At 53.0% G+C, this 23,934-nt stretch carries 25 protein-coding genes, 2 tRNA genes and 1 riboswitch; of the genes, 3 read left to right on the top strand and 24 right to left on the bottom strand.

Features of this window, described 5'->3' with window-relative positions; all coding sequences use genetic code 11:
- Positions 1 to 9 precede the first annotated feature (9 nt).
- Positions 10 to 1,062: an AI-2E family transporter gene (locus tag SELR_RS03295; RefSeq protein ID WP_014423781.1), complete on the top strand. Its 1,053-nt coding sequence runs from the start codon at positions 10 to 12 to the stop codon at positions 1,060 to 1,062.
- Between the two features lie 70 nt (positions 1,063 to 1,132).
- Here SELR_RS03295 and SELR_RS03290 read toward each other — a convergent pair whose 3' ends face one another.
- From SELR_RS03290 to lepA, 4 genes are all read right to left on the bottom strand, one after another.
- Positions 1,133 to 2,074 (bottom strand): serine hydrolase, encoded by a 942-nt coding sequence (locus SELR_RS03290; RefSeq protein ID WP_014423780.1) that lies wholly within the window; start codon positions 2,072 to 2,074, stop codon positions 1,133 to 1,135.
- A gap of 45 nt (positions 2,075 to 2,119) precedes the next feature.
- Entirely contained in the window at positions 2,120 to 3,028 is a 909-nt protein-coding gene (locus SELR_RS03285) for a polysaccharide deacetylase family protein (RefSeq protein ID WP_014423779.1), read from the bottom strand.
- 88 nt (positions 3,029 to 3,116) lie between these two features.
- Positions 3,117 to 4,256: a radical SAM family heme chaperone HemW gene (hemW, locus tag SELR_RS03280; protein ID WP_014423778.1), complete on the bottom strand. Its 1,140-nt coding sequence runs from the start codon at positions 4,254 to 4,256 to the stop codon at positions 3,117 to 3,119.
- A gap of 12 nt (positions 4,257 to 4,268) precedes the next feature.
- Positions 4,269 to 6,065, bottom strand: coding sequence for a translation elongation factor 4 (lepA, locus tag SELR_RS03275; RefSeq protein WP_041914535.1), 1,797 nt, complete (start codon positions 6,063 to 6,065; stop codon positions 4,269 to 4,271).
- Between the two features lie 163 nt (positions 6,066 to 6,228).
- Here lepA and rpsT point away from each other — a divergent pair, with 163 nt between their 5' ends.
- Together rpsT and SELR_RS03265 are read left to right on the top strand one after the other, a co-directional pair.
- Positions 6,229 to 6,495, top strand: coding sequence for a 30S ribosomal protein S20 (rpsT, locus tag SELR_RS03270; RefSeq protein WP_014423776.1), 267 nt, complete (start codon positions 6,229 to 6,231; stop codon positions 6,493 to 6,495).
- Positions 6,496 to 6,625: 130 nt separating this feature from the next.
- Positions 6,626 to 7,375, top strand: a complete 750-nt coding sequence (locus tag SELR_RS03265) for a DeoR/GlpR family DNA-binding transcription regulator (protein WP_014423775.1) — start codon at positions 6,626 to 6,628, stop codon at positions 7,373 to 7,375.
- Between the two features lie 49 nt (positions 7,376 to 7,424).
- Here the strand turns inward: SELR_RS03265 and rpmF are convergent, their stop codons facing one another.
- From rpmF to SELR_RS03165, 20 genes are all read right to left on the bottom strand, one after another.
- The gene (gene rpmF / locus SELR_RS03260; RefSeq protein WP_014423332.1) at positions 7,425 to 7,604 is read right to left on the bottom strand and encodes a 50S ribosomal protein L32; all 180 of its coding nucleotides are present in this window, start codon (positions 7,602 to 7,604) and stop codon (positions 7,425 to 7,427) included.
- Between the two features lie 27 nt (positions 7,605 to 7,631).
- On the bottom strand, positions 7,632 to 8,132 hold the full coding sequence (locus SELR_RS03255; RefSeq protein ID WP_014423774.1) for a YceD family protein: 501 nt from the start codon (positions 8,130 to 8,132) through the stop codon (positions 7,632 to 7,634).
- 55 nt (positions 8,133 to 8,187) lie between these two features.
- Positions 8,188 to 8,649 carry an RpiB/LacA/LacB family sugar-phosphate isomerase gene (locus SELR_RS03250; protein ID WP_014423773.1) on the bottom strand — a complete coding sequence of 154 codons (462 nt, stop codon included), beginning with the start codon at positions 8,647 to 8,649 and terminating at the stop codon, positions 8,188 to 8,190.
- Positions 8,650 to 8,718: 69 nt separating this feature from the next.
- Positions 8,719 to 10,428, bottom strand: coding sequence for a methyl-accepting chemotaxis protein (locus SELR_RS03245; protein WP_014423772.1), 1,710 nt, complete (start codon positions 10,426 to 10,428; stop codon positions 8,719 to 8,721).
- Between the two features lie 16 nt (positions 10,429 to 10,444).
- A complete protein-coding gene (locus SELR_RS03240; RefSeq protein ID WP_014423771.1) occupies positions 10,445 to 11,377 on the bottom strand; it encodes a sugar ABC transporter substrate-binding protein in 933 nt (310 codons plus the stop codon).
- A gap of 203 nt (positions 11,378 to 11,580) precedes the next feature.
- The gene (locus tag SELR_RS03235) at positions 11,581 to 12,144 is read right to left on the bottom strand and encodes an ATP synthase subunit B family protein (RefSeq protein ID WP_014423770.1); all 564 of its coding nucleotides are present in this window, start codon (positions 12,142 to 12,144) and stop codon (positions 11,581 to 11,583) included.
- 4 nt (positions 12,145 to 12,148) lie between these two features.
- Positions 12,149 to 12,643, bottom strand: coding sequence for a pantetheine-phosphate adenylyltransferase (gene coaD / locus SELR_RS03230; RefSeq protein WP_014423769.1), 495 nt, complete (start codon positions 12,641 to 12,643; stop codon positions 12,149 to 12,151).
- Complete coding sequence (rsmD, locus tag SELR_RS03225; RefSeq protein WP_014423768.1) at positions 12,640 to 13,224, bottom strand: 16S rRNA (guanine(966)-N(2))-methyltransferase RsmD; 585 nt, start codon at positions 13,222 to 13,224, stop codon at positions 12,640 to 12,642. Before rsmD ends, coaD begins: the two co-directional genes overlap by 4 nt.
- Before the next feature lie 132 nt (positions 13,225 to 13,356).
- Positions 13,357 to 13,431 (bottom strand) — tRNA-Glu (locus tag SELR_RS03220).
- 2 nt (positions 13,432 to 13,433) lie between these two features.
- Positions 13,434 to 13,508 (bottom strand) — tRNA-Glu (locus tag SELR_RS03215).
- Between the two features lie 36 nt (positions 13,509 to 13,544).
- Positions 13,545 to 15,002 (bottom strand): glutamate--tRNA ligase, encoded by a 1,458-nt coding sequence (gene gltX, locus SELR_RS03210; RefSeq protein ID WP_014423767.1) that lies wholly within the window; start codon positions 15,000 to 15,002, stop codon positions 13,545 to 13,547.
- Between the two features lie 36 nt (positions 15,003 to 15,038).
- Positions 15,039 to 15,662 carry a dihydroxyacetone kinase subunit DhaL gene (dhaL, locus tag SELR_RS03205; RefSeq protein WP_014423766.1) on the bottom strand — a complete coding sequence of 208 codons (624 nt, stop codon included), beginning with the start codon at positions 15,660 to 15,662 and terminating at the stop codon, positions 15,039 to 15,041.
- A gap of 165 nt (positions 15,663 to 15,827) precedes the next feature.
- Positions 15,828 to 16,739, bottom strand: a complete 912-nt coding sequence (locus tag SELR_RS03200) for a serine acetyltransferase (RefSeq protein WP_014423765.1) — start codon at positions 16,737 to 16,739, stop codon at positions 15,828 to 15,830.
- Between the two features lie 98 nt (positions 16,740 to 16,837).
- A complete protein-coding gene (locus tag SELR_RS03195) occupies positions 16,838 to 17,608 on the bottom strand; it encodes a HesA/MoeB/ThiF family protein (RefSeq protein ID WP_014423764.1) in 771 nt (256 codons plus the stop codon).
- A 4-nt stretch (positions 17,609 to 17,612) separates the two neighbouring features.
- Positions 17,613 to 18,209: a thiamine phosphate synthase gene (locus tag SELR_RS03190; RefSeq protein ID WP_102013451.1), complete on the bottom strand. Its 597-nt coding sequence runs from the start codon at positions 18,207 to 18,209 to the stop codon at positions 17,613 to 17,615.
- A complete protein-coding gene (gene thiH, locus SELR_RS03185) occupies positions 18,196 to 19,449 on the bottom strand; it encodes a 2-iminoacetate synthase ThiH (protein WP_014423762.1) in 1,254 nt (417 codons plus the stop codon). The genes SELR_RS03190 and thiH overlap by 14 nt, the downstream gene beginning before the upstream one ends.
- A 12-nt stretch (positions 19,450 to 19,461) precedes the next feature.
- The gene (locus SELR_RS03180; RefSeq protein ID WP_014423761.1) at positions 19,462 to 20,241 is read right to left on the bottom strand and encodes a thiazole synthase; all 780 of its coding nucleotides are present in this window, start codon (positions 20,239 to 20,241) and stop codon (positions 19,462 to 19,464) included.
- Positions 20,242 to 20,261: 20 nt separating this feature from the next.
- The gene (thiS, locus tag SELR_RS03175; protein ID WP_014423760.1) at positions 20,262 to 20,456 is read right to left on the bottom strand and encodes a sulfur carrier protein ThiS; all 195 of its coding nucleotides are present in this window, start codon (positions 20,454 to 20,456) and stop codon (positions 20,262 to 20,264) included.
- Positions 20,457 to 20,517: 61 nt separating this feature from the next.
- A riboswitch (TPP riboswitch) is annotated at positions 20,518 to 20,632 on the bottom strand.
- Positions 20,633 to 20,681: 49 nt separating this feature from the next.
- Positions 20,682 to 22,457, bottom strand: coding sequence for a methyl-accepting chemotaxis protein (locus SELR_RS03170; RefSeq protein WP_014423759.1), 1,776 nt, complete (start codon positions 22,455 to 22,457; stop codon positions 20,682 to 20,684).
- 176 nt (positions 22,458 to 22,633) lie between these two features.
- Positions 22,634 to 23,857 carry a dicarboxylate/amino acid:cation symporter gene (locus SELR_RS03165; protein ID WP_014423758.1) on the bottom strand — a complete coding sequence of 408 codons (1,224 nt, stop codon included), beginning with the start codon at positions 23,855 to 23,857 and terminating at the stop codon, positions 22,634 to 22,636.
- Between the last annotated feature and the right edge of the window lie 77 nt (positions 23,858 to 23,934).

The following is a 23,934-nucleotide window of genomic DNA, read 5'->3' as shown; positions in this document are numbered from 1 at the left end:
AGAAATCCCTTGGCCATCAAAAAATATCGCACCTCGATTCTTTTGGCCGTAAGCTTTACGGTGCTGCTGTCCACCTTTTGGTTCATGCCGCAGCTGGCTTTTATCATTTTCATTTCCCTATTGTTGCAGCTGCTGCTCCTGCCTGTAGTGGACAAACTGTCAGGCAAACTCCCCCGTTCCCTGGCAGCCGGCTTGGTGCTGCTGGGCTTCATCAGCCTGGGACTGTTGCTGCTGGCATTGGTATCCAAGAGCTTTATCCCTACCTTCAGCCGCTTTGTCACGGACTTTCCCCAATTGACCGAACAGCTGCAGAATCTCTCCTGGCTCCACGATTCCGAGTTTCTGCAAGGACAGCTCGATGACATCTGGTCTGAAATGAAAGAAGCCAGTGTGGAGGCGCTGAAGTCTTCCCTGACCTTATTGCTCTCCCTTTTCAACAAGGCCATCGATCTGGTCATCATCCTGTTTGTGACCTTCTACCTGCTGAAAGATGGGGAACAGATCAAAAAATATCTGGCCGGCCTCTTTCCCAAGAGGGATTACAGCCGGGTGTTGGAACTTTTCAATCGCATCCTGGGTTCCCTGCGCATCTACATCTGCAGCCAATTGGTCATCTGCTGTATCACCGCCGTAATCGTCTTTCTCTATTTCACCATACGCAATCTGCCCTATGCTTCGGTATTCGCCGTGGTTTCGGGTATCTGCGAATTCATCCCAGTGCTGGGGCCTACAGTGGCTTCGGCCTTTGGTACACTGCTGACGGCTACCGTAGATTCCCTGGTGGCCCTGCAGACAGCAGGCTTTTACCTTCTCCTCACCCAGGTCAATCACAATTTCGTCTATCCCACCCTGATTGGCAAATCCCTGAACCTGCATCCCATTGCCATCATCCTGGGCATCGTGCTGGGTGGAGAACTGCTGGGCGCTGCCGGCATGTTCCTGGCCGTTCCCTTCATCGTGATCTGCAAACTCGTGATTGAAGATATCTACAAGGACAGAGTGGTCATGCGGAAAAAAGAACAGGAATCCCGGTGGCTGGCAAAGAAACGCGAGCAACAGTAAACCGGCAGACAAACATAAGAATAAGGCTGGCAGCATGTGATGTGCTGCCAGCCTTATTCTATGTTGTGACTCAATTATTCGTTGTCCCCGCATAATATTGGGCTAATTTTTGCATCCGCTCGATGGTATCGACACGGCCTTCATTGCCGTTGTTGAGGATGACCAGGATAAAGTCCTCCTGCGCCCCGAAAAAGATACCGCCATCAGCATAGACACCGGTGACTTCGCCGGTTTTATGGGCCACGGTATAACCAGTCAGAGCCGACCCCAGACATTCCTTGTCATGCTGCTGTTTCAGGATTGTCAGCATGAACTCGTCTTCCTCAGGGCCGACCAATTGATGATAATATAATTTCGTCAGCAGATGCCCCAGATCTCTGACGGAGGACAAATTCTTCCGCCCGCCGTTACTCAGCATCATCTTATGGGCCAGCATCGTATCACTGTAGCCGGACTGGGCGATATAACGGTTGATTTCCTTCATGCCCAGCTTGTCAATCAGGATATTGGTGGCTGTGTTGTCACTGTCGGTGATCATCACGGTCAAAAGCTGCCGGATCGTGCGCTGCTGGCCGATATCATACCAGGTAGTGACACCGGCACCGCCCACCACATCATTCTTTCTGATCGTGATCCTGTCATCCAGGGAAAGCTTGCCATCATGGATATCCTGCATGGTCTTGGCCATGACGAAGAGCTTGATGATGCTGGCCGGAGACATCTGCCTCTGATTGTAAAGGAAAGGCTCTATCTCCCGGTCAGGACGCAGGAAATAGACTGACATCTGATTCTTGCTGTCCCCGATAATACGAGCCGTATTGGCGTTTAAGTCCTCTTCGTCAGCTGCCCGGTCAGTACGTATGTTGTTTTTCATTTCGCCGGAAAGTGTGGCCGCAGCCTGCGCAGCCAACGATCCGTCACCATGATGCATCCATAAGGCCGCAGACACGATACCGCCTGCCTCCAATATGGCCATCACGCACAAAAACGTAAGAACCCGTTTAAAAGTCACGGAATGCTGATCCTTCCTTGTCATAATGAATTACCAAAATCATAATCACCAAGGCTGCGGCGTGATCGGCGTCACTACACCAAAACGATAACCTTTGGCCGCCAGCTGTTCGATGATTCCCGGCAGAGCGTTGACGGTCTCCTCTTTGCCTCCATTGCAGTGCATAAGGATCAGCGCCATATTATCCTTTAAATGCCCCTGAGTCCTGCGGTCCACATAATGAATCTGCTGATAAGCATTCGGCCGTTTCGGCGTGGCATCCTCCGTCAGCACATTCCAGTCATGCTCCACATAGCCCAGAAGATTCAACGCATCGTAATAATCTGCCGCAAACATGCCCACGGTACCGCCAGGTGCGCGAATAATGAAGGGACGCACCCCGATGGTATTCATGATGATGTCATCGGTATGCTCCATCTCCGCGATAAAGCTTTCCTTGTTGGCATAGAGATTATGATAGTCATGGTCATAGCTATGATTGCCAATGGCATGACCTTCCGCAAAGATCCGCTTCAACACATCCGGATGCTTCTCCACCATGCCGCCTAGAACATAAAAAGTGCCATGGACACCATAATTCTTCAAGATGTCCAAAATCGCCGGCGTATTCTTATCGTCCGGACCATCATCAAAGGTCAGGTAGGCCACCTTTTCTGCCGTATAATGAGGCAACGCCGGCAGCATGGTCGGCAGTCCTTTTTCCTGCCGTTGCTTTACCGTATAACGGTCATAAACCGGTTTATCCAAATGGATGTTATCATAGGTCAGATTGCTGTAATCCCCTTTGGCCAGCGTATAAGCCGGCGATTCTACGCCCGGTTCCTCCACCGCCGCCGTTTCTCCCTGTTCCGTCGCTTTGACCTTCGCCAGCCAGGCAGCCCCCACAATGCCGCCTAACACCGCTATTCCCACCAAGACACCGATTATCTTGGTAAGCTCCTTACTCTTCACCATACAGCGCCCCCAAATCTATTTTCATTCCACAAATTCCCGAATACCTTCCCATTATAACGCTTTTGTTCAAATTTTGTCGATAGACAAATCAATCCAATATAAATTCTGCAAAAGCCACATTGCCATATTTGAAGCCCTTCTCCGTCAGGCGGCAGCCCGCTTCCTCTACCAACAGCAGCCCCTGACGGGCCAGCTTTTCCATCACTTCACCGTAAACAGACTGCAAGGAAACCTGAAATTTTTCCGCAAAGGCCTGCGCCGAAAGCCCTTCTGCTGTCCGCAAAGCCAAAAAGGCAAATTCTTCCATAGCGTGCTGGCAGGTAGGTTCTTCTTCCAACTGCCAAATCTCTGTTCCCGCCTTGATGCCGGCAATATAACCTTGGATATCCACCACAGCAGCATAACGTTTCCCCTCCAGATAGGAATGGGCCGCCGCCCCCAGACCTAAGTAAGGCACATCATGCCAATAGCTGCGGTTATGACGGCTTTCCAATCCCGCCTGGGCAAAATTGGACACCTCGTAGCGCCGATAGCCGTATTGAGGCAAAACCTCCGTCATGTAATCATACATGGCCTCGGCTTCTTCCTCGGCAGGCAGCGCCAACTTTCCCAGCTCCTGCTGCCGGGCAAAGACCGTACCTTCTTCCACCTGCAGGCCATAGATGGAAATATGCTGGATATCCAGAGCCAGCGCCTGCCGGACACTGACCTGCAGATCCGCCATCTCCTGCTCCGGCAGGCCGTATATCAGATCCAAACTGATATTCTCAAAGCCCGCGGCCTGCGCCTGCTTCACGGCCTCCACAGCCTCAGCACCGGTATGGATGCGGCCAATCCGCCGCAGCAGCCTGTCGTTGAAGCTCTGCACGCCAAAGCTCAGTCGATTGACGCCATGTGCCCTAAGCAGCTGCAGATATTCCGCATCCACCGTGCCGGGATTGCATTCCACCGTGAATTCTTCTATGCCCATGCCAATATATGCCGCAACCGCTTTTAAGATCTGTGCCATATTTTCTTCAGGCAGGGCCGTCGGCGTGCCCCCACCGATATAGACGGTGGCAGGCCTGCCCCACTTTTGCCGATAAGAAAAGCCCTGTATCTCAATCTGCTGACACAGGGCTTCCGTATAGCTTGCCATAAGATTTTCCCTGCCCGCATAGGAGGGAAAGTCACAATAGAAGCATTTCTGCCGGCAAAAGGGAATATGGATATAAACTCCCCATTGCATAACAATCTTCCTTTAGTCTATCTTCAAGATGGCCATAAAGGCTTCCTGCGGTACTTCCACCGAACCTACTGCCTTCATGCGCTTCTTGCCTTCCTTCTGTTTTTCCAGGAGCTTGCGCTTACGGGAGATATCGCCGCCATAGCACTTGGCCAAAACGTCCTTGCGCCGTGCCCGGACGTTCTCGCGGGCGATGACCTTGGAACCGATGGCTGCCTGGATGGGAATCTCGAACATCTGCTGCGGGATGATCTCCTTGAGCTTGGACGCCAGCTGACGGCCGCGGCTCTGGGCTCTGTCTTTGTGCACGATGGTGGACAGGGCATCCACGGGATCGCCATTCAGCAGGATGTCCACCTTCACGAGCTTGGACTCCTGATAATCCGCCAGTTCATAGTCCAGCGAAGCATAGCCCTTGGTGGCGGATTTCAAACGGTCAAAATAGTCAAAGATAATCTCATTGAGGGGGATATGATAGGTGATCATAACCCGATTGGTGTCGAGATAATCCATGTTCTTGAACACGCCACGCTTGTCCTGGGAAATCTCCATGACTGCGCCCACGAAATCATTGGGCACAATCACCGTGGCCTTGACAAAAGGTTCCTCGATATGCTCGATTTCCGTCTGGGGCGGCAGTTCCGCCGGATTGCTGACATTGAGCACCGAACCGTCCGTCTTGAACACATGGTAGATAACGGAAGGTGCCGTGGTGATGAGTTTCAGGTGATACTCGCGTTCCAGACGCTCCTGGATGACATCCATATGCAGAAGTCCCAGGAAACCGCAGCGGAAGCCAAAGCCCAATGCCACGGAGGTTTCCGGCTCGAAGACTAAAGCCGCATCGTTGATCTGCATCTTTTCCAGCGCGTCCTTGAGATTGTCATAATCGGAGCTTTCCACAGGATAGAGACCGCAGTAAACCATCGGCGTCACGCCACGGTAGCCGGGCAAGGGCTCTGCCGCCGGCTTATCAGCAAAGGTGATGGTATCACCCACCCGCACATCCCGGACATCCTTCAGGGAGCCGGCTACAAAGCCAACCTCGCCCATATTGAGCTCGCCCACATCCACGGGCTGGGGCTTGAAGCAGCCCACATCCGTGACTTCAAAGGTCTTGCCCGTGGCCATCATCTTGAGGCGCATGCCCTTCTTGATTTTCCCCTGCTTGACGCGCACATGGGCGATAACGCCTTTGTAGGAGTCAAAGAAGGAGTCAAAGATCAATGCCTGCAGGGGGGCATTCTCGTCTCCTTCCGGTGCCGGAATCCGTTCGACGATGGCATCGAGAATCTCTTCGATACCAATGCCTGTCTTAGCTGAAGCCAAAACCGCATCCGTGGCATCGAGGCCGATGGAGTTCTCGATCTCTTCCTTCACGCGGTCGGGATCTGCGCTGGGCAGGTCAATCTTATTGATGACCGGCACGATTTCCAGATCATTTTCAAGGGCCATATATACATTGGCCAGAGTCTGGGCCTCTACGCCCTGCGCCGCATCCACGACAAGGAGCGCCCCTTCGCAGGCCGCCAAACTGCGGGAAACCTCATAGGTGAAGTCCACATGCCCCGGGGTGTCGATGAGGTTGAGCTGATACATCTCCCCGTCCTTGCCTTTATAATCCAAACGCACGGTCTGGGCCTTGATGGTGATGCCGCGTTCCCGCTCCAGGTCCATATTGTCGAGAACCTGGGCTTCCATTTCCCGCTGGGTCAGCGTACCGGTATATTCTATCAAGCGGTCCGCAATGGTGGATTTGCCGTGGTCGATATGGGCAATGATCGAGAAATTGCGGATATTCTTGTTCTGCATGGTCATTTTCCTTTCGCACTTCTTTCCATATAACAGTCATTATAACGCATTTTCCCCCTCCCCTGCAAGAAATATAGTCAGCATTGCATAAAAAACTATTGCTTTTTGGCAAAGGGCGTGCTAAAATAGCAAGGTAACGAATCAATTGAGGGGGGTGAACTACTTGCCGAATATTAAAGCATCTATTCTTAGTGTAAAATCTGACGCTAAGCGCCGCGCAAAGAACGCTGCTGAGAAGTCCCGTGTACGCACTGCTTCCCGTCGTGTTCTCGACGCCGTTGAGGCTGGAAATGCTGAAGAAGCTAAATCCCTCCTCACGGCTGCTTGCAAGACCATCGACATGGCTGCAGCTAACCACGTGTTCCACAAGAACTGTGCAGCTCGCAAAAAGTCCCGTCTGGCTCGCAAAGTGAACGCACTCGCTAAGTAATTTTCTCAGATGAGATAGAAAAAAACCGTCCGTAAGGGCGGTTTTTTTGTTGCCTGCTTTTCTTCTTTCGTTTGAAATCCATGCTGATTATGTTATACTGAACATAACAAACACAACAGGGGATGATTTCATGCATATTCGCCATAGCAAACTGCTGAGCCTGGTGAACCAGCACAACCGCATTGCGGTGACGGAGCTGGCCAAGGCTTTGGATGTTTCCGAGGTGACCATCCGCAAGGATTTGAATATATTGGAGAAAAAGGGACTGCTGCGCCGAGAACACGGCTATGCCCGTCTGACCACCAGCGATGATGTGGGCAACCATCTCTCCTTCAACTATGAGGCCAAGCTGCGCATTGCCCGCCGAGCGGCGGAAAGCGTGCATAACGGGGAAACCATCATGATCGAGTCCGGCAGCTGCTGTGCCCTGCTGGCTGAGGAAATCGCCGCCAACCGCCGGGATGTGACCATCATCACCAATTCCGCCTTTATCGCTGACTACATCCGCAAATATCCGCAGGTACGGGTAATCCTGTTAGGCGGGGAATACCAGAAGGAATCCCAGGTCATGGTCGGCCCCATGATCCGCAGCTGCGTGCGGGATTTCTACGTCAGCAAATTCTTTGTGGGCACCGACGGACTCAACGATCTGGGCTTTATGTCCAACGACCTGATGCGGGCCGAAGCCACCCGCATGATGGCTGAGCGGGCCGAACAGACCATCGTGCTGACCGAATCGGCCAAGTTCAAGACACATGGCACAGTCAAACTGCTGCCCTTCGATAAGGTAGCCGCCCTCTATACCGACGATCTGGCAGACAGTGAGACCATGAGCCAGCTGCATGCCACGGGCATCCATGTCTATCCGGTAGGAAAATAAACAAGCGGTGAGAAAACAATCTTTGCTTTCTCACCGCTTTATTTATTGCTTATTCAGCTGCAGCAACGACCTCTTTGCCGTCATAGTAGCCGCATTCCGGGCATACATGATGGGGCATCTTCGGTTCGTGGCACTGCGGGCAGGCTACGAACCCCGGAGCCTCCAGCTTCCAATTAGCACGGCGCTGGTCGCGGCGGGCCTTGGACATTTTTCTCTTTGGAACTGCCATTTCGGATACACCTCCTTGAAACTTTCTTTAGTCTTTGTTCAATAACTGCTGTAATGCTGCCATGCGCGGATCAGGTACGAAACGGTCACAGCCGCAGTCCCCTTCATTCAGGTTATGTCCGCACTTTGGGCAAAGCCCCTTACAATCGGGCTTGCATATATTACTGAGGGACTGGGCTGCCAGCAGGGTGTCATGCACCAAATCCTCGATATCCAGCAAGTCGCCGCTGAAGATATTGATGGAGTCGTCCTCGCCTTCATCACGGGTGAAGTCCTCGGAAAACTCATGCACCTGTTCTTCCCGACAATCCGCCAGACAACGGTTGCAGACAAAGGTCTTGACCACTTCGATCCTGCCGCTGACACGCCAGCGCATGCCCGTGTAGACCACCGTTCCCGTCACCTTGATGGGATCTAAGAACTTATAGTCGTCACTTTCGGCATCAATCTCTGCCGCTGTCACGGAAAAATCAAAGGGCAGCTCCCTGCCTAAATCAGTTTGTAATTCAGCAATATTAATATTCATCATTTCAGCATCAACCTCACATAATTATAGCGACCGTATGGGGCTTTGTCAATGCTTATTACTTTACCGCCACCGTAAACTCTGCATCAATTTTCTTGACCTTCTCCACACGACGCACGTATTTCTCAGCCGTCAGGGGATCTGTGTGCATCCAGGTCTTCACCGTTTCCATGGCGATGGCGCCGCCGATGATCTTGCCGCCCAGGCACAGTACATTGGAATCGTTATGCTGGCGGGCCAAGGCTGCGCAGAAGGGATCCTGGCAGACCACGGCGAAAATCCCGCGCAGCTTGTTGGCAATCATGGCACTGCCGTAACCGACACCATCCACAAAGACACCGCGGTCACATTCACCCTTGGCCACTGCTGTAGCTGCCGGCAATACGAAATCCGACAGGTCGCAGGACTCCTCATCGTAGGTACCAAAATCCTTGACCTCATGGCCTTCGCTTTCCAGATAAGCCTTGATCTCCTCTTTCAGCCGCGTACCGGCATGGTCGTTAGCCATAGCAATTTTCATAAATAAAACCTCCCGTCACAATCCTAAAGGATATTATGATTGTAACGAGAGGAATTTTATTTGTCAACTTTATACCTTGAATTTCGCCACATGTTTCTTGAGATTCTCGGCGCCCTGCTTGGAAGCATTCATCTTTTCCAGGATCTCATTGGCCTTGTCGGCTACCACCGTGACTTTCTCAGCTACCGTGGTATTGCCCACTGCGCCCTCATGGGTAGCCTTGGCAATCTCTTCCATGGCCCGGCTCATCACTTCCACCTCCTCACTCAGCTGCTGGGCAGCGGCACTGCTCTTGCGGGCAAACTCATTGACGTAGTCCGCATCCTCCTTATACTGTACGGCAGTCTTGTTGAGCATATCGTAATCGTTGTTTACATTGGTATCCATGAAGTTCAGCAGGCTGAAGGCACCATCGGACAGATTCTGCACGGAGCCTGTCACCTGACTGGTCAAGGTCCGGATCTTTTCGGCAGTATCATGGGACTGCTCAGCCAGTTTGCGCACCTCATCGGCTACCACGGCAAAGCCGCGGCCATATTCACCGGCCCGGGCTGCTTCAATAGCCGCATTCAGGGCTAAAAGATTCGTCTGCTCGGCAATATCGGTAATTTCCTGGGTCAGCGATGTGATGTTGTCCACCACCTTGGCCGATTCGATGGCTTCCTCCAGCGACGTCTTGGTATCGGCATAAATCCGGCGGGCTTCACTGCTGGATTGCTCCATGGAGGCTTTCAGCCCATTGGCGCGCTTGGTGATCTCTTCTGTATAGCCCTCGCTCTTCTTGGCTTCATCGGCAGAGCCATGAATCTGTTCCCGCAGCTTATCGCTAAGATTCTGCATGTTGCTGGTAGAAGCTGCCGTCTCTTCCATGCCTGCCGACATTTCCTCCGTGACCGCTGACATATCATAGGCACTGTCATTCAGGTCACCCACCAGCTGCTGGACTTCCAACACCATGTCCACACTTTTTTCCGCTTCCACCGTAACATTCTTGAGCAAGCCATGCAATGATTGCTGCATTTTCTCCAGAGCCTGCACTACCATGCCCACTTCATCCTGCCGGTCAAGGAGTTCTGCCGGCATATCCTGTGTCAGATCCCCATCCGCTACGGCATTGAGATGGCTCACCGATTCCTGCAGGGGCGCAGCAATATTGCGGGCAATGAACATGCCCACGGCCAGCCCCAGGATCAGCCCCAGGACGATGATGCCGATAAAGGCCTTGATGGTACGCCCATAACCGATGGTGAACGCTTCAAACAGCAGTTTGCTCTGGGCCACATTGTCCGGTGTCAGTATCGCCAGGTTAGAGGCAATGACCTTCGTGGAAGACAGGTTCGCCATGATCTTTTCCTTGTCCGCCGGTGTATCCCCCATATTGCCTACGGCCGCGACCTTGGCTTCCGCCGTATCCAGATTCTGACTCAGCTCTGCCAAGGCTTTCTGAGCCTTGTCGCTGCGGTCAATCTTTTTCAGTTCCTCCGCATCACCACGGATGTCCTTGATGCGGTTCAGGATATCATCCAGCAGCACCTGCCGGGATTCCTTGGGATAATCCTGCTGCAGGATATAGGAAACATCTACATCAATGGTACGCACCCGATTATTGGCATCGTTCAGGAACTGGGAGGACATGATATTGTAATTGTACATCTCATCTAAGGCCTTCTTGGCCTCATTATTCGAGTAAACGCCGACAGCGGCAATCACAGCCACGATAATCAGCATCATACCTGCCAGCAGCAGGATTTTTGCCTTGACGGCCAAATGCTTCAACATGATCCAGCCACCTTCCTCACTTCAAGAACTGACCAATATTGTCCCGGGTAATGGACACAAAAGGCACCACTACATCAGCAGCGGATTTATTCCCCGTCAGGGCTGCTTGTACCAGTTGAAAGGCCCCTTCCCCCTGACCGACGGCATCCTGTTTTACAGTCTGGCTCATAAGTCCTGCCTGTACGGCCTTCAAGGCATTATCCGTGGCATCAACACCGCTGGTCCAGACACCATTCAAACGGTTATTATCCTTCAGGGACTGGATAGCCCCCAGGACCATTTCATCATTGGCCCCCACCACGCCATCGATCTGCGGATAGATCTTCAGCCAGAGCGTCATCTGCTTCAAGGCATCCGTCTTATTCCAGCCGCAGTCAGCCGAGGCCAGTAATTTCACATCGGGGCGCTTGTCCAGGCAGGCTTCCTTGAACCCTTCCCAACGCTTTATGGCGGCTCCCTGTGTCATTTCCCCGCTCATATAGAGGATCTGCGCATTGGGTGGCAGATTTTTCGCCATAAATTCTCCCTGCATCTTGCCTGCCTCCCGGTCATCGGAGAGGCAGGATACAAATTGGCCATCGTTGATATCCCGGCTGACGCGGATAATGGGGATACCGGCTTCATTGGCCTTCTTCACGGCAGGAATGATGGCATCGCCATCCATGGCTGCCAGCACCACGGCACCGGCCTTGGAGGCGATAACCTCATTCATCTGATCCAGTTGCAGATTCGTATCTCCCTTGCCATCCAATACCTCGATGGCCACACCGCCCTCCTGGGCTTTTTTCAGCAGCGCCTGCTTGAGGTCTTCGTTGAAGCCGCCGCCCGCATCATTATGCAGCAGGAAATACACCTTACCCGAGCTGACTTCCGAACCGCCACATCCCAGCAAACTTATACTGACCATCAACATTAGCAGAAAAAGTGCTAATTTTTGCATTTTTCCCATAATAACACTCCTTATCCGTCGCGAAAATCCGTTACTTGGTTTTCTACTTCTCTATCCGTCCCCCAATTCCTCCCTGTTAAGAGTAATTACTAAAAGAAAATTTTAGACAACCTTTTTATTAAGAATCCAGTCTACCAGCAATAATACAAGGAATTCCCTCATAAAGCAAAAAACCGCTGCCATGAGCGGTTTCTTCTTCCATCTTATTCAGCTTTAGCCGGCACGAACTGCTGTTCCTGCTGACGGGCAGCCTGCTGGTTCATCTGCGTCTTTGCCTGCTGCAGGACGTTCAGGGCCTGCTGCAGACCAGCTTCTGCCTGACGCACCCCCTGGAAAGTGCCATTCACATGGCTGATGAGCTGATCGAATACCTGATTGGCATAGGCATCGGCATTGCTCTGGAGCTGGGTGGCATTGGCCTGGGTGCGCTCCATGATCTCCCGTTCCTGATCCTGCGCCTGCTGCACGATAGCTCTTGCCTTTTCCCGTGCCTGCTTGACGATCTCGCTTTCCTCGGTGATGCTTTCCGCATATTCCTTGGCCTTCTTGCGGATATCCTCTGCCTCTTCTTCCGCAGCCTTCAGGATCTGATCCCGATCCCGCATGATCTCATCGGCCCGGTTCAGCTCCTTAGGCAGGTCATTGCGGAGTTCCTCCACATAATGCACCAATTCGTTGTCATTGATCAGAGTCTTCTCCGTAAAGGGCACCCGGGAGGCTCCCACCACCATATTCTCGATTCTATCCAAGGTCTCGCGTACTGACATACTGTTACTTCCTTTCCCCATCTGCTTTTTTTCTATCTAACATCGCCTGTTCCACACAGGCAGGTACCAACCCATTTATACTTCCGCCGAAGCGGAAAACCTCCCGCACACCGGAAGAACTCACATAGGACAGATCCGGACGCGTCAGGAGAAATACGGTATCAATTTCAGGATTCAGGTGCTTGATCATATAAGCTTCGTTTTCTTCATATTCCAAATCCTTCACGGAGCGCACCCCGCGCACGATAATCTTCGCATCCTGGGCCGTCATGAAGTCCGTGATCAGGCTGTCAAAGGCCGTCACCCGCACATTGGGCAAATGGGCCACAGCCTCCTCGATCAGCTGCACCCGCTGTTCCACCGGAAAAAATCCCTTTTTTTCCACGTTGCGGAACACACAGATAATGAGCTCGTCAAACATGCGGCTGGCCCGTTCAAAGACATCCACATGACCTAACGTGACCGGGTCGAAACTCCCCGAACATACCGCCCGTCTCATACATCGTCCTCCTCTGCTTCCATATAGGAACGCCATTGGAAAAAACTCAGCTGGGTGGTATGACCATAACGGCGGTTATGCACCAGCTGCAGCCGGTCAAGCTCCGGATAATCGTTTTCATCGGCGCCATGCTCCACCACAAGAATTCCCGCTTCTGCCATCAGTCCCTCTGATTGGTCAATCTGGCATAAAGCCCGCTGCCAAAGCCCTTGATGATAAGGAGGATCGCAGAAGATCAGGGTGAACTCCGCCCCGCCGGCTGCCTGCCGGGATAATTCCGCAAACACATCACCGCCACGGACAGTCCCCTTTTCGGCCAGTCTGGTCAGGCGCAGGTTTTCCTCAATGAGTTTTGCCGTAGCCCTATCCACAAAGACGGCTGACTGTGCTCCCCGGGAGAGCGCTTCCAGGCCAAGATTCCCTGTGCCGGCGAAGATATCCAGCACCTTCCGCCCGGGCACGAAATCCCCGAGAATATTGAACAGGGATTCCTTTACCCTGTCCGCCGTAGGCCTTGTCACCTCTGCCCCCTTGGGGGCCTTTAAGCGGCAGCCTCTGGCTGAACCGGTGATTATGCGCATGAAACTCACTCCCTAGCAAAGAAACATTATTATTTTAGCATATTTTTTATAAATAGTGAACTATTAGACGGCAAATTTTCCCCAACACTCAAAAAGCCCCATCCATTAAGGATGGAGCTTGTCATTTACAATTGGTGACACCTACGGGATTCGAACCCGTGAACCCGGCGTGAGAGGCCGGTGTCTTAACCGCTTGACGAAGGTGCCGATGGTGACGCCTACGGGATTCGAACCCGTGAACCTGGCGTGAGAGGCCAGTGTCTTAACCGCTTGACGAAGGCGCCATTTGCAACTCACTGTTGCTGACTCAAATTATTATATCACTCTGCCGTCAGGTTGGCAAGACTTTTTTTCAGACGAGCCAAAGAATTTTCCTTGCCCAGAACGGACAGGATTTCCGTAGCACCGCCTGGCGTTACGGACTTGCCGGCTACACCGATGCGCAGCACCCACATAACCAGGCCTTTTTTCAGCTCATTGGCCGCAATGTATTCTTCCAGCTTGGCATAGAGGCTGTCGTTATACCAGTCTTCTTCACTGACATTTTCCAGCAGTTCCACCAGCTTCGGCATCAGTTCCGCAGCCTTTTCCGGGTTGACCTTGTTGCGCTTGTTGTTGTAAAGGTTCGCATCGAATGCCGACATCTCCACCAGGAAGTCAATCTCATCCTTCACATCGCTGAAGCGCTGTACGCGGGTTTTCAGCAGGGCGGCAACTGTCTGCCAGTTCTTTTCCAGATAATCCGGCAGGTCTTCCACGAACTCATGAGCGCGTTTCGCAAATTCCTCATCGCTCATGGCCTTGAAGTATTCGCCGTTGATCCAGCCCAGCTTGTCATAGTCGAACACAGCCGGAGACTTGGACAGGCCGTCCAGACCGAAGTGAGCAATCAGTTCTTCCATGGAGAAGATTTCCTGATTGGTGGTCTTGGGGTTCCAGCCTAAGAGAGCCACATAGTTGGTGATGGCTTCCGGCAGGTAACCGAGTTTCACGAGGTCATCGAAGCTCGTAGCGCCATGACGCTTGGAGAGCTTGGACACGGAGCCGTCTTCATTCTTGCCCATTACGGGAGCCAGATGGATGAAGGTCGGCACTTCCCAGCCATATGCTTCATAGAGCAGGATGTACTTCGGCGTGGAGGTGATGAACTCCGCACCGCGCATGATATGGCTGATGCTCATGAGATGGTCGTCGATAACATTGGCGAAGTTATAGGTCGGCATGCCATCGCGCTTCAACAGCACCTGATCTTCCAATTCAGAATTGGGGATCGTGATATTGCCATGGAGCACATCGAAGAAGGTGGTGGAACCATCCAGCGGCATCTTCTGACGGATAACGTAAGGATCGCCATTCTTCAGATGTTCCTCGATCACAGCAGCATCCAGATCACGGCAGGTACGGTCATAACCGCCGAACTCGCCAGCGGAATGATCTTCGTCCGGATCACAGAAGCAATAATAAGCATGGCCGGTCTTTACGAGCTCTTCGGCATACTTCTTGTAGATATCCATGCGCTCACTCTGCACATAGGGGCCGCAATCGCCACCCAGGCTGGGGCTTTCATCCGGCACGATATGGGCCATTTCCAGCGTGCGGTTGATGAAATCCACCGCATCGGCCACATAGCGGGTGCGGTCGGTATCTTCAATGCGCAGGATGAAATCTCCCTTCTGGGCCTTGGCATAAAGATAGCCATAGAGCGCCGTGCGCAGATTGCCAATATGCATATATCCCGTCGGACTCGGAGCGAAACGGGTACGAACCTTCTGACTCAATGAAACTTCCTCCTAAAAATAACCATATAACAAAGCTTAACGCTTCAGGAACTGATACAGAGCACGGTACATCAGCATGGTGCTGACAGCGCCGGGATCTTCCACGCCGATGCTGCGCTCGCCCACGAGGCTGGCACGGCCTTTTTTCGCCGGGATCTCCTTGGTGTAGTTCACACCGTCACCAGCAGCCTTAGAGGCTTCCTGCAGTACCTCAAAGAGATTCTTGTCCTCGACATTTTCCGGCAGGAAGCAGTCATGGATGGGAATCAGGGCATCCAGAATGGTCTTGTCGCCCTGCTCTGCGCGGCCCCGTTCCTGAATAGCTGTAATGGCAGCAGCCAGAAGCTTTTCGAAGCTCGCAATATTCATGCGGGTTTCCTCGTCGCAGGCCTCACTGGCTTTGACAAAAGCCGCACCATAGAGGGGGCCGGCAGCGCCGCCCACATTCTGGATCAGGCTCTTGCCGATTTTCTTGAGCACGGGGCCAATCTGCGTCGTATCATCCATATCATCCAAAGCTTCCTTGGCAGCCCGGAAACCGCGGGCCATATTCAGGCCATGGTCGCCATCGCCGGCCTTGGCGTCAATATCCGATAAATAATCTTTCTGCGCAATAATCGCTTCAGCTACGGCATCAAAGGCGTCTTTAATTCTCGACATACACACATACTCCTTGCATAAGTAGATTAGAATAAAAATTAAAAAACTCATTGATGGGGAAACAATGAGTTCATAATACACACCTAACCATTATAACATGCTGATTCCAAAGCGCAAGTGTGAATTGACAGAAATATAGGAAGAAAATCTATTTATCTGTATCAATCACAAATCACAGCTGCCCATATTATAGCGCAGCTCCTGATTTTTCACACTGACGCGGGTTTCCGGCGGTACCGAATGGGTCAGGAACACATTGCCCCCGATCACCGAGCCCTTGCCGATCACCGTATCGCCGCCTAAGATAGACGCTCCCGAATAGATGGTCACATGATCCTCGATGGTGGGATGGCGCTTCTTGTTGAAGAGCTTGCGGCCGCCGGAGGTGGAAAGCGCCCCCAGGGTCACCCCCTGATAGACCTTCACATGCTCGCCGATCTCCGTGGTTTCACCGATAACAATGCCCGTGCCATGGTCGATCATGAAATACTTGCCAATGGTTGCTCCCGGGTTGATATCGATGCCCGTTTTGCTATGGGCCAGCTCCGTCATGATGCGGGGAATCACCGGCACACCAAGCTTATAGAGTTCATGAGCAAAGCGGAACACCGTCACCGCATAGAGGCCGGGATAGGCAAAGATGATCTCATCGGCACTTTCTGCCGCCGGATCGCCATCGAACAGGGCTTCCACATCGGTGGCCAGATATTCACGGATCTTGGGGATCTGCCGCAAAAACTCCAAGGTTATCCGCTGTGCTTCTTCCCGCGTGGCCATCAGTGTTTCATCATCCGGCTTTTTCCCATAACGCAGGGCAATGGCAATCTGCTTGTTCAGGCGGAAGGCGATATCTTCAATGACCATGGACAGGTTATTGCGGATATCGTAAATGCGGTAATGGTTATCTTTGACATAGCCGGGATAAGCCACCCGGGTCAATTCCTGAATCAACTCGTAAATCACCTTGGTATCCGGCTGGTTGAATACATCCAGCTTATCAATGTGACGTTCCTTGTCATAGTCCGCCAATATATCCTGCGTAATCCCCTTGATATCCTGACCGATAATATCCTGCATAAACTACTCCTTTTTCACTGCAACGAATATACGAAAATGGCTTCAAACACTGCCGCAGCAGAATTTGAAACCATCCTGTTTTCTCTTATATTAGAGTATCATTCCCGCCCTGACCTGTCAATATCCTGACAGCTACATTCGGCGCGCTTGGGAATATTCAATATGCGGAATGACAGCGGCAGCGAATCATAGGTCAGCAACCGCCCGGCCAAAAGATTTCCCATACCCAGCAGATACTTGATAACCTCCGTGGCCTGCAGGCTGCCGATCACGCCAGGTACGGCACCCAATACGCCATTCTTCCCGCCACGGGCTGCCTGCGCTTCCGGAAACAGACAGCGCAGGCAGGGGCTTCCCGGCACATAAGTCATAAGCTGCCCCTGATATTTCAGGATGCCCCCATGCACAAAGGCAGTTTTCGTCTGCACGCAGGCATCATTGATGGCAAATTTTGTCTTGGCGTCATCCACCGCATCCACCACCATATCATAATGCTCGCTGCGCAGGATGGCTGCCAGGTACTCCTCGGTGACCGGCTCATCATATAAAGGTACCTGCAAGGCAGGATTCAAGGCCTGCAAAGTCTCCCGGCCGCTGTCAATCTTGCGCCGGCCCAGATCCGCCGTAGTATGCAGCAGCTGCCGCTGCAGGTTGGACAGCTCCACATGGTCAAAATCTGCCAGTCCCACCGTGCCAATGCCGGCAGCGGCCAGATAAAAGGCGGCCGGTGAACCAAGCCCCCCGGCACCAATCACCAGCACCCGGGCGGCTTTCAATTTTTTCTGCCCCGCTTCGCCAAAATCCGGCAGCATGATCTGCCGCGCATAACGTTCCTGCTCTTCGCTATTCAATTCGTTATTCCATTCCACAGACTCACCTCCACCATTCCGAATCCTTCATCATACCGCTCATCACGCAGGCTCCCGCGGCACCAGCCGCCAATACAGCAGGCAATCGCTCCGGCGTGATGCCGCCAATGGCATAGACCGGCACAGTACTTGCCGCCTGACAGGCCGCCCGCAAAAAATCCAGCCCCCTGCCCGGCAAGCCCCGCTTACAGTCCGTAGCATAGATATGCCCGGCAACAATATAAGTACAGCCCAATGCCACTGCTTCCTGCACCTCTGCCACACTATGACAGGAAGTTCCCAAAACTTTCCAACGCTGCCGTGCCTCTGTTGTCCGCTCCCTGAGCTTCGGCAGCGGCAGATGCAAACCGACAGCAGACAGACCGGCAGCCGCCTGCGGAAAGTTATGCAGATGCAAGGGAACATCATACTGACGGCAGATTTTCTGTACTTCAGTTGCCAACTGCCGGTAATCCTGCTCAGGCAGATCCTTTTCCCTCAGGATAAGGGCCTTAGGCTTACGTCTGGCCACTTTTTCCACCTGCTGCAGGAAATTCCCTGTGCATAGATGGCGGTTTGTCACCGCCAAAATATCTTTCCAATCCATATCAGACATAGACATAATCATTGAGCACCGGCTGCAGGCCTTCACCGCTCATATCCGCATACATCGTGGTAATACTGCGATTATCGGCAATCTCGAACTGCTCATCACCGGCCTTGCCTTCCTGATGCCCCTCATATTTTTCCTCATGGTCGCCAATGCCCGTGGACACCCCGGCGGAAATCTTCGTGGCGCAGATTTTGGCAATGCCATTGCGGAAAGAGGCCGTCTCCCGGGAGGAAACCGTAATTCCCGCATAGGGCAGGAAGATCCGGTAAGCGCAGAGCACCTGACAGAGCTCCCGCTCTCCTACACCCTGCGGCGTGATCTTATCATTGTTGACGATGGGGCGCAGCCGCGGACAGGACAGGGAAAATTCCGCCCAGGGATAGCGGCGCTGCAGATGCCAGACATGGAGGGCCGTGGCCAGCGCATCCTTGCGGAAATCCGCAAGCCCCAGCAAAGCCGAGAAGCCCACGCCCCGCATGCCGCCGCGCAGAGCCCGTTCCTGGGCCGCAAAGCGATATGGGAACACCCGCTTATGGCCCAGAAGATGCAGTTTTTCATACTGCTCCAGATTGTAGGTCTCCTGAAAAACCGTCACATAATCGGCGCCACACTGATGCAGGTAACGGTAGTCATCCGTATTGACGGGATAGATTTCCAGCCCCACATTGCGGAAATACTTCCGGGCCAGCTCACAGGCCCTGCCAATGTATTCCAGACTGCTCTTGGCCTTGCTCTCCCCCGTCAGCAGCAGGATTTCCTCCATGCCGCTTTGGGCAATGACCTGCATCTCATGCTCGATCTGCTCCTCATCCAACTGCAGACGCTGAATATCGTTGTAACAGTTGAAACCGCAGTAGACGCAGTAATTCTCGCAGTAATTGGCAATATAGAGGGGCGTGAACAGATACACCGTATTGCCGAAATGGCGGCCGGTTTCCCGCTGGGCCCGGCGGGCCATCTCCTCCAGAAAGGGCGCCGCCGCCGGAGACAGCAAGGCCTTGAAATCTTCCTTGGAGCAGGTCTTATGATTAAGGGCCCGCCGCACATCGACTGCCGTATAGCGGTGACAATCATAGTCCTCCATTTCCGTGAGTACAGCCCGTTCCACCGACGAGTCCAGCTGTTCCATATCCGGGAAATACTCCAGCGGGCTCTTGCGGCTGGCGGGATTGTTCTCCAGCTCATGCTTGCGCTGCAGGGCCTTTTCCCCCAGCCGTGCCGAGTCGATCAAAAAATTATTCTCTGCCATCTTCAGGCCCCCTCAGTCATGCAAAAAGCCGGTCAGCGGATCAGAGGCCTCAGCCCCACGGGTAAGCACCCGGCCCAGGCCGGCCAGATATGCCTTGCGCCCGGCGGTAATGGCATCCTTGAAGGCGGAGGCCATCAGGGGCAGATTTCCCGCCGTGGCCAGCGCCGTATTGGCCATAATGGCCGCCGCTCCCATCTCCATGGCCTCACAGGCCTGGGAAGGCGCTCCGATCCCTGCATCCACGATAATGGGCAGGTCAATTTCATCGATGAGAATCTGAATGAATTCCTTCGTGGCCAGCCCCTTGTTGGAACCGATGGGCGATGCCAAGGGCATTACCGCAGCGGCACCGGCACTCTCAAGATCCCGGGCCACATTCAGATCCGGGTACATATAAGGCAGCACGGTAAAACCTTCCTTGGCCAGTATTTCCGTGGCCCTGATGGTTTCTGCATTATCCGGCAGCAGGTATTTGCTGTCCCGCATGATCTCAATCTTGACAAAATCCCCGCAACCCATGGCTCGGGCAAGTTTGGCAATGCGCACCGCTTCCTCCGCATTGCGGGCCCCGGAAGTGTTCGGCAAAAGCGTCACATTTTTTGGGATATAGTCCAGAATATTTTCCTTGTCCTGGGTATTGGCCCGGCGCACCGCCAAGGTCACAATCTCCGCCCCGGCGTCCTGCACCGCCGCCTCGATCAGCTGCAAAGAATACTTGCCGGAACCCAGGATAAACCGGGAATGAAATCTATGACCGCCCAGTTCCAGACAATCCTCCATATTGTTTTCCATCGTATCAGCCTCCATCAAACTCAACCGCCGCCCATAAAGCAGACGATTTCCACCACATCACCATCATGCAGACACACCTGCGGATACTGCTCCGCGGAAATAATCTCCCCATTATATTCCACGGCAATCATCCGCCCGCTGTAGCCTGCCTGATCCAGCCAGTCCGCAAGACTCACGCCTGCGGCCGCCTCCGGGCTGCCATTTATCGTTACCATGATTCGCCTCCTTTTGGACACCACAATAAAGGGACTGCCCTTCTTGGACAGTCCCTAAAAATACAATTCGCTTGCACATCCCTACGTTGGCATTATCCAAATCAGGTTATGGGTCGAGACCTTAAGCCTCCTCTCAGCCTGCTGTGCTCACGCCGCAAGCTCCCCTTGCTATGAAGTTACAACTCCATTATACGCCCTGAAACAGAAAATGCAAGCGACATACACTCAAATCTTGAATTTCTCTACGGAACTTTCCATGCCATTGGCCATTTCCGTAAGCCGGCGGCTAGCGCTGGCGATCTCATTCATGGTTGCCGTCTGTTCCTCGGTGGCTGCCGATACGGACTCGGCTTCTGCTGCCACGTTCCGGCTCATCTCGCTGATCTTGTTGACCGCAGCATAGATGGTGCTGGTATTATTGGCCAGGCTGACCACCGTACGCTCCATTTCCGCCGTCTCTTCCACAACCTGTTCCACCATGCCGGCAATATCCTTGAAGCTGTTGCCGGCACCGTTTACAGCGCCTACACCATTCTGCACCTGGGATACGCCATCATGCATGACCGAAACCGCATCCCGTGCCTTATCCTGAATGGAACCGATCAGATTGGAAATCTCACCTGCCGAAGAACTGGACTGCTCGGCCAGTTTCCGGACTTCATCGGCCACTACTGCAAAGCCCCGGCCATGCTCACCGGCACGGGCGGCCTCAATGGCTGCATTGAGGGCCAACAGGTTCGTCTGCTCGGCAATCTGGGAAATCGCATCCACAATCGTGCCAATCTTATCGGACTCCTTGCCCAGCTCTTCGATAACCTGCGCCGACTGGCTCACAGACTGCTCGATCAGTTCCATCTGCCGCACAGCTCCCGTTACAGCTTTTTCACCGCTGTCAGCCTGGCCCTTGGCCTCTGCTACTACCTTGCCGGCATGTTCGATGGTCTTCTTGAACCGCTCCATGCTCTCAGACAAGCTTTCAATATTGGAGCTGGCATTCTCCACTTCCGTGAACTGCTCACTGCAGGAGCCCGCCACATTGACGATGCTGTCAGCCACCGTACCGCTGACCTCTGCCGACTGCTCGGAACTATTAGTCAGCTGCAGACTGGAAGCCGCCACCTGCTGGCTGGAATCGATGATCTGCCGCATCATCTCACTGACATGTGTCTGCAGGGTATGCAGGGCACGGCTCATCTCACCGATCTCATCACTGCGATGGAATACATCTTCCAACGAGGGATCTTCCCGCAAATCACCGGTTGCCATGATGCCCAGACGATTGGTAACGATATGCAAGGGCCCCACAATGGATTTTGCCGCCAGCAGCCCCAGCCCTGAGAATATGGCCAGCAGGACAACATTGATCAGCAATGTATTGATCAACGTGGATTTAAAGGCATCATCAGCAGCAGCCTGTTCCTCGGCTACCCGGCTGTCGATATAATCAATCCAGACACCGGTGCCCAATACCCACTGATAGGGAGCAAAGGATGCCGTATAATTGCGTTTGGGCAAAGGAGTAGTTTCATTGGGCTTGGCAAACATCAGATCCGTATAGCCGCCCCCATCCTTGCGGCCATTTTCGATCATTTCCTTGATGAAATGCTTGCCGGAAGGATCGGTGAGATTGATACGGGATTTTCCTTCCGTATCACGGCCTAAGAGCACCACATTGACACCTTCATAGGTATCCACCCAGAAATAGCCCTTGCCATCATCATAGCGCAGATTCCGCACCAGATCAGCCGCTTCCTTCCGAGCCTGCTCCTCCGTAAGCTCCCCTTTCTGCTGGCGGTCATACACCTGCTTGATCAGGGAAATCGCCGTTTCCGTCTGTATCTTCAATTCCCGTTCCACATCCTGCGTCAATGTCTGCCGCACCGCCGTAACCTGCCGCTCTGACTCCGACTTCAGGCTCACGATGAACGCCGCACTGACACAGACGGCTGTCAGCACTGCTATGCCAATGACCATCAGCACAAACCGTCCCTTTAGTGACATACGTATCCCTCCAAACCATCTTTATTCCTATCCGATTATTTAGACTCTTCTTTCTATGGTGCTTATTCGACACCGAGGCTTCCATTCCTGCTAAAACTACATGTAAAAACGGTAAAAAAATAAGGCATCTGATCCGTCAGACGAACGATCAGATGCCTTTGGAACATCAATTCAGTTTATACTTTTGCACCAGCTATATTGCTGTCATATTTTTTCTCTTCCTGATCCATCACGATGGTCACAGCAGCGTCACCCGTGATATTCAGGCAGGTACGGAACATATCCAGCACACGGTCGATGCCGGCTACCAGAGCCAAACCTTCCAGCGGCAGGCCGGCGGTCTGCAATACCATGGCCAGCATGATAAGCCCGGCACCCGGAACACCGGCGGTGCCGATGGATGCCAGCGTACCCGTCAGGACGATCATCAGGATCTGTCCCATGGTCAGGTCAACGCCAAACACATTGGCAATAAAGAGGGAGTATACGCCCATATAGAGTGCCGTACCATCCATGTTGATGGTTGCCCCCAGCGGCAGGACGAAAGAGGAAACCTCACGGGATACACCGAGTTTTTCCTGGCAGTTCTTCATATTGACAGGCAGAGCTGCCGCACTGGAGCAGGTCGTGAAGGCAATCATCATGGCCTCACTCATGCCCCGGAAGAATTCCATCGGCGTATGGCCGCCCCAAAGGCGGGCCAGGGAAGAATAAACCACCACTGCATGAATCACGCAGCCGATGGCCACACAGGCAATAACAGACATCAATGGCAACAGGACAGAGGGGCCATTCTTGGCAACTACCGGCAAAAGCAGGGCAAAGACACCGATCGGTGCAAACTGCATCACGATGCCAATGATCTTGTAGGAAACTTCAGCAGCAGCATCGAAGAACTTCATCAGCAGCTGTGCCCGTTCGCCGCCCACATGGACAATACCAATCCCTACAAACAATGAGAACACAATAACGGGCAGAATCTGCGCTTTTGCCATGGCATCAATGGGATTAGCCGGTATCATGGCCACCAGCACCTGCATGAGTCCCGGTGCTTCCTTTACCTTGTAGGTGGCATCGCTAGCCAGAGAAATTCCCGTCCCCGGGCTCAAAATCCCTGCTACGCCAAAGCCAATCAAAATCGCCACAGCCGTAGTCAGCAGATAAAGCACTACCGTCTTGGCACCAATACGCCCCAGCTTTTTGGTATCACCCAGGCTGGTCATCCCCACTACCAAGGAGAAGAACACCACCGGTACGATCATCATCTTGATGAGATTGATGAACATGGTACCAATCGGTGCAATCCACCAGTTGATAAAGGGCAGGGCAGGTTCCCCAGCAATAAGTCCCACGACAACAGAGAGAACCAGCGCGATAAAGATTTTGATGGAAAGGTTCATGATATCACTCCCTTTACTATAAATAATAAATACGAATCCATCTAATTTTATTATATGGATTTATGTAAAGGGTGTCT

This window comes from Selenomonas ruminantium subsp. lactilytica TAM6421, assembly GCF_000284095.1.
Lineage (GTDB): Bacteria > Bacillota > Negativicutes > Selenomonadales > Selenomonadaceae > Selenomonas_A > Selenomonas_A lactilytica.
Note: the sequence above shows the minus strand (reverse complement) of the source record. Positions and strands in the feature narration are given on the sequence as shown.

What these genes read in the sequence shown, in the direction of transcription:
- SELR_RS03285 (WP_014423779.1), bottom strand. Translation starts at nt 3,028, where the DNA reads ATGGTGAAGAGTAAGGAGCTTACCAAGATAATCGGTGTCTTGGTGGGA.
- hemW (WP_014423778.1), bottom strand. Translation starts at nt 4,256, where the DNA reads ATGCAATGGGGAGTTTATATCCATATTCCCTTTTGCCGGCAGAAATGC.
- lepA (WP_041914535.1), bottom strand. Translation starts at nt 6,065, where the DNA reads ATGCAGAACAAGAATATCCGCAATTTCTCGATCATTGCCCATATCGAC.
- SELR_RS03265 (WP_014423775.1), top strand. Translation starts at nt 6,626, where the DNA reads ATGCATATTCGCCATAGCAAACTGCTGAGCCTGGTGAACCAGCACAAC.
- rpmF (WP_014423332.1), bottom strand. Translation starts at nt 7,604, where the DNA reads ATGGCAGTTCCAAAGAGAAAAATGTCCAAGGCCCGCCGCGACCAGCGC.
- SELR_RS03255 (WP_014423774.1), bottom strand. Translation starts at nt 8,132, where the DNA reads ATGATGAATATTAATATTGCTGAATTACAAACTGATTTAGGCAGGGAG.
- SELR_RS03250 (WP_014423773.1), bottom strand. Translation starts at nt 8,649, where the DNA reads ATGAAAATTGCTATGGCTAACGACCATGCCGGTACGCGGCTGAAAGAG.
- SELR_RS03245 (WP_014423772.1), bottom strand. Translation starts at nt 10,428, where the DNA reads ATGTTGAAGCATTTGGCCGTCAAGGCAAAAATCCTGCTGCTGGCAGGT.
- SELR_RS03240 (WP_014423771.1), bottom strand. Translation starts at nt 11,377, where the DNA reads ATGGGAAAAATGCAAAAATTAGCACTTTTTCTGCTAATGTTGATGGTC.
- SELR_RS03235 (WP_014423770.1), bottom strand. Translation starts at nt 12,144, where the DNA reads ATGTCAGTACGCGAGACCTTGGATAGAATCGAGAATATGGTGGTGGGA.
- coaD (WP_014423769.1), bottom strand. Translation starts at nt 12,643, where the DNA reads ATGAGACGGGCGGTATGTTCGGGGAGTTTCGACCCGGTCACGTTAGGT.
- rsmD (WP_014423768.1), bottom strand. Translation starts at nt 13,224, where the DNA reads ATGCGCATAATCACCGGTTCAGCCAGAGGCTGCCGCTTAAAGGCCCCC.
- dhaL (WP_014423766.1), bottom strand. Translation starts at nt 15,662, where the DNA reads ATGTCGAGAATTAAAGACGCCTTTGATGCCGTAGCTGAAGCGATTATT.
- SELR_RS03200 (WP_014423765.1), bottom strand. Translation starts at nt 16,739, where the DNA reads ATGCAGGATATTATCGGTCAGGATATCAAGGGGATTACGCAGGATATA.
- SELR_RS03190 (WP_102013451.1), bottom strand. Translation starts at nt 18,209, where the DNA reads ATGTCTATGTCTGATATGGATTGGAAAGATATTTTGGCGGTGACAAAC.
- thiH (WP_014423762.1), bottom strand. Translation starts at nt 19,449, where the DNA reads ATGGCAGAGAATAATTTTTTGATCGACTCGGCACGGCTGGGGGAAAAG.
- SELR_RS03180 (WP_014423761.1), bottom strand. Translation starts at nt 20,241, where the DNA reads ATGGAAAACAATATGGAGGATTGTCTGGAACTGGGCGGTCATAGATTT.
- thiS (WP_014423760.1), bottom strand. Translation starts at nt 20,456, where the DNA reads ATGGTAACGATAAATGGCAGCCCGGAGGCGGCCGCAGGCGTGAGTCTT.
- SELR_RS03170 (WP_014423759.1), bottom strand. Translation starts at nt 22,457, where the DNA reads ATGTCACTAAAGGGACGGTTTGTGCTGATGGTCATTGGCATAGCAGTG.
- SELR_RS03165 (WP_014423758.1), bottom strand. Translation starts at nt 23,857, where the DNA reads ATGAACCTTTCCATCAAAATCTTTATCGCGCTGGTTCTCTCTGTTGTC.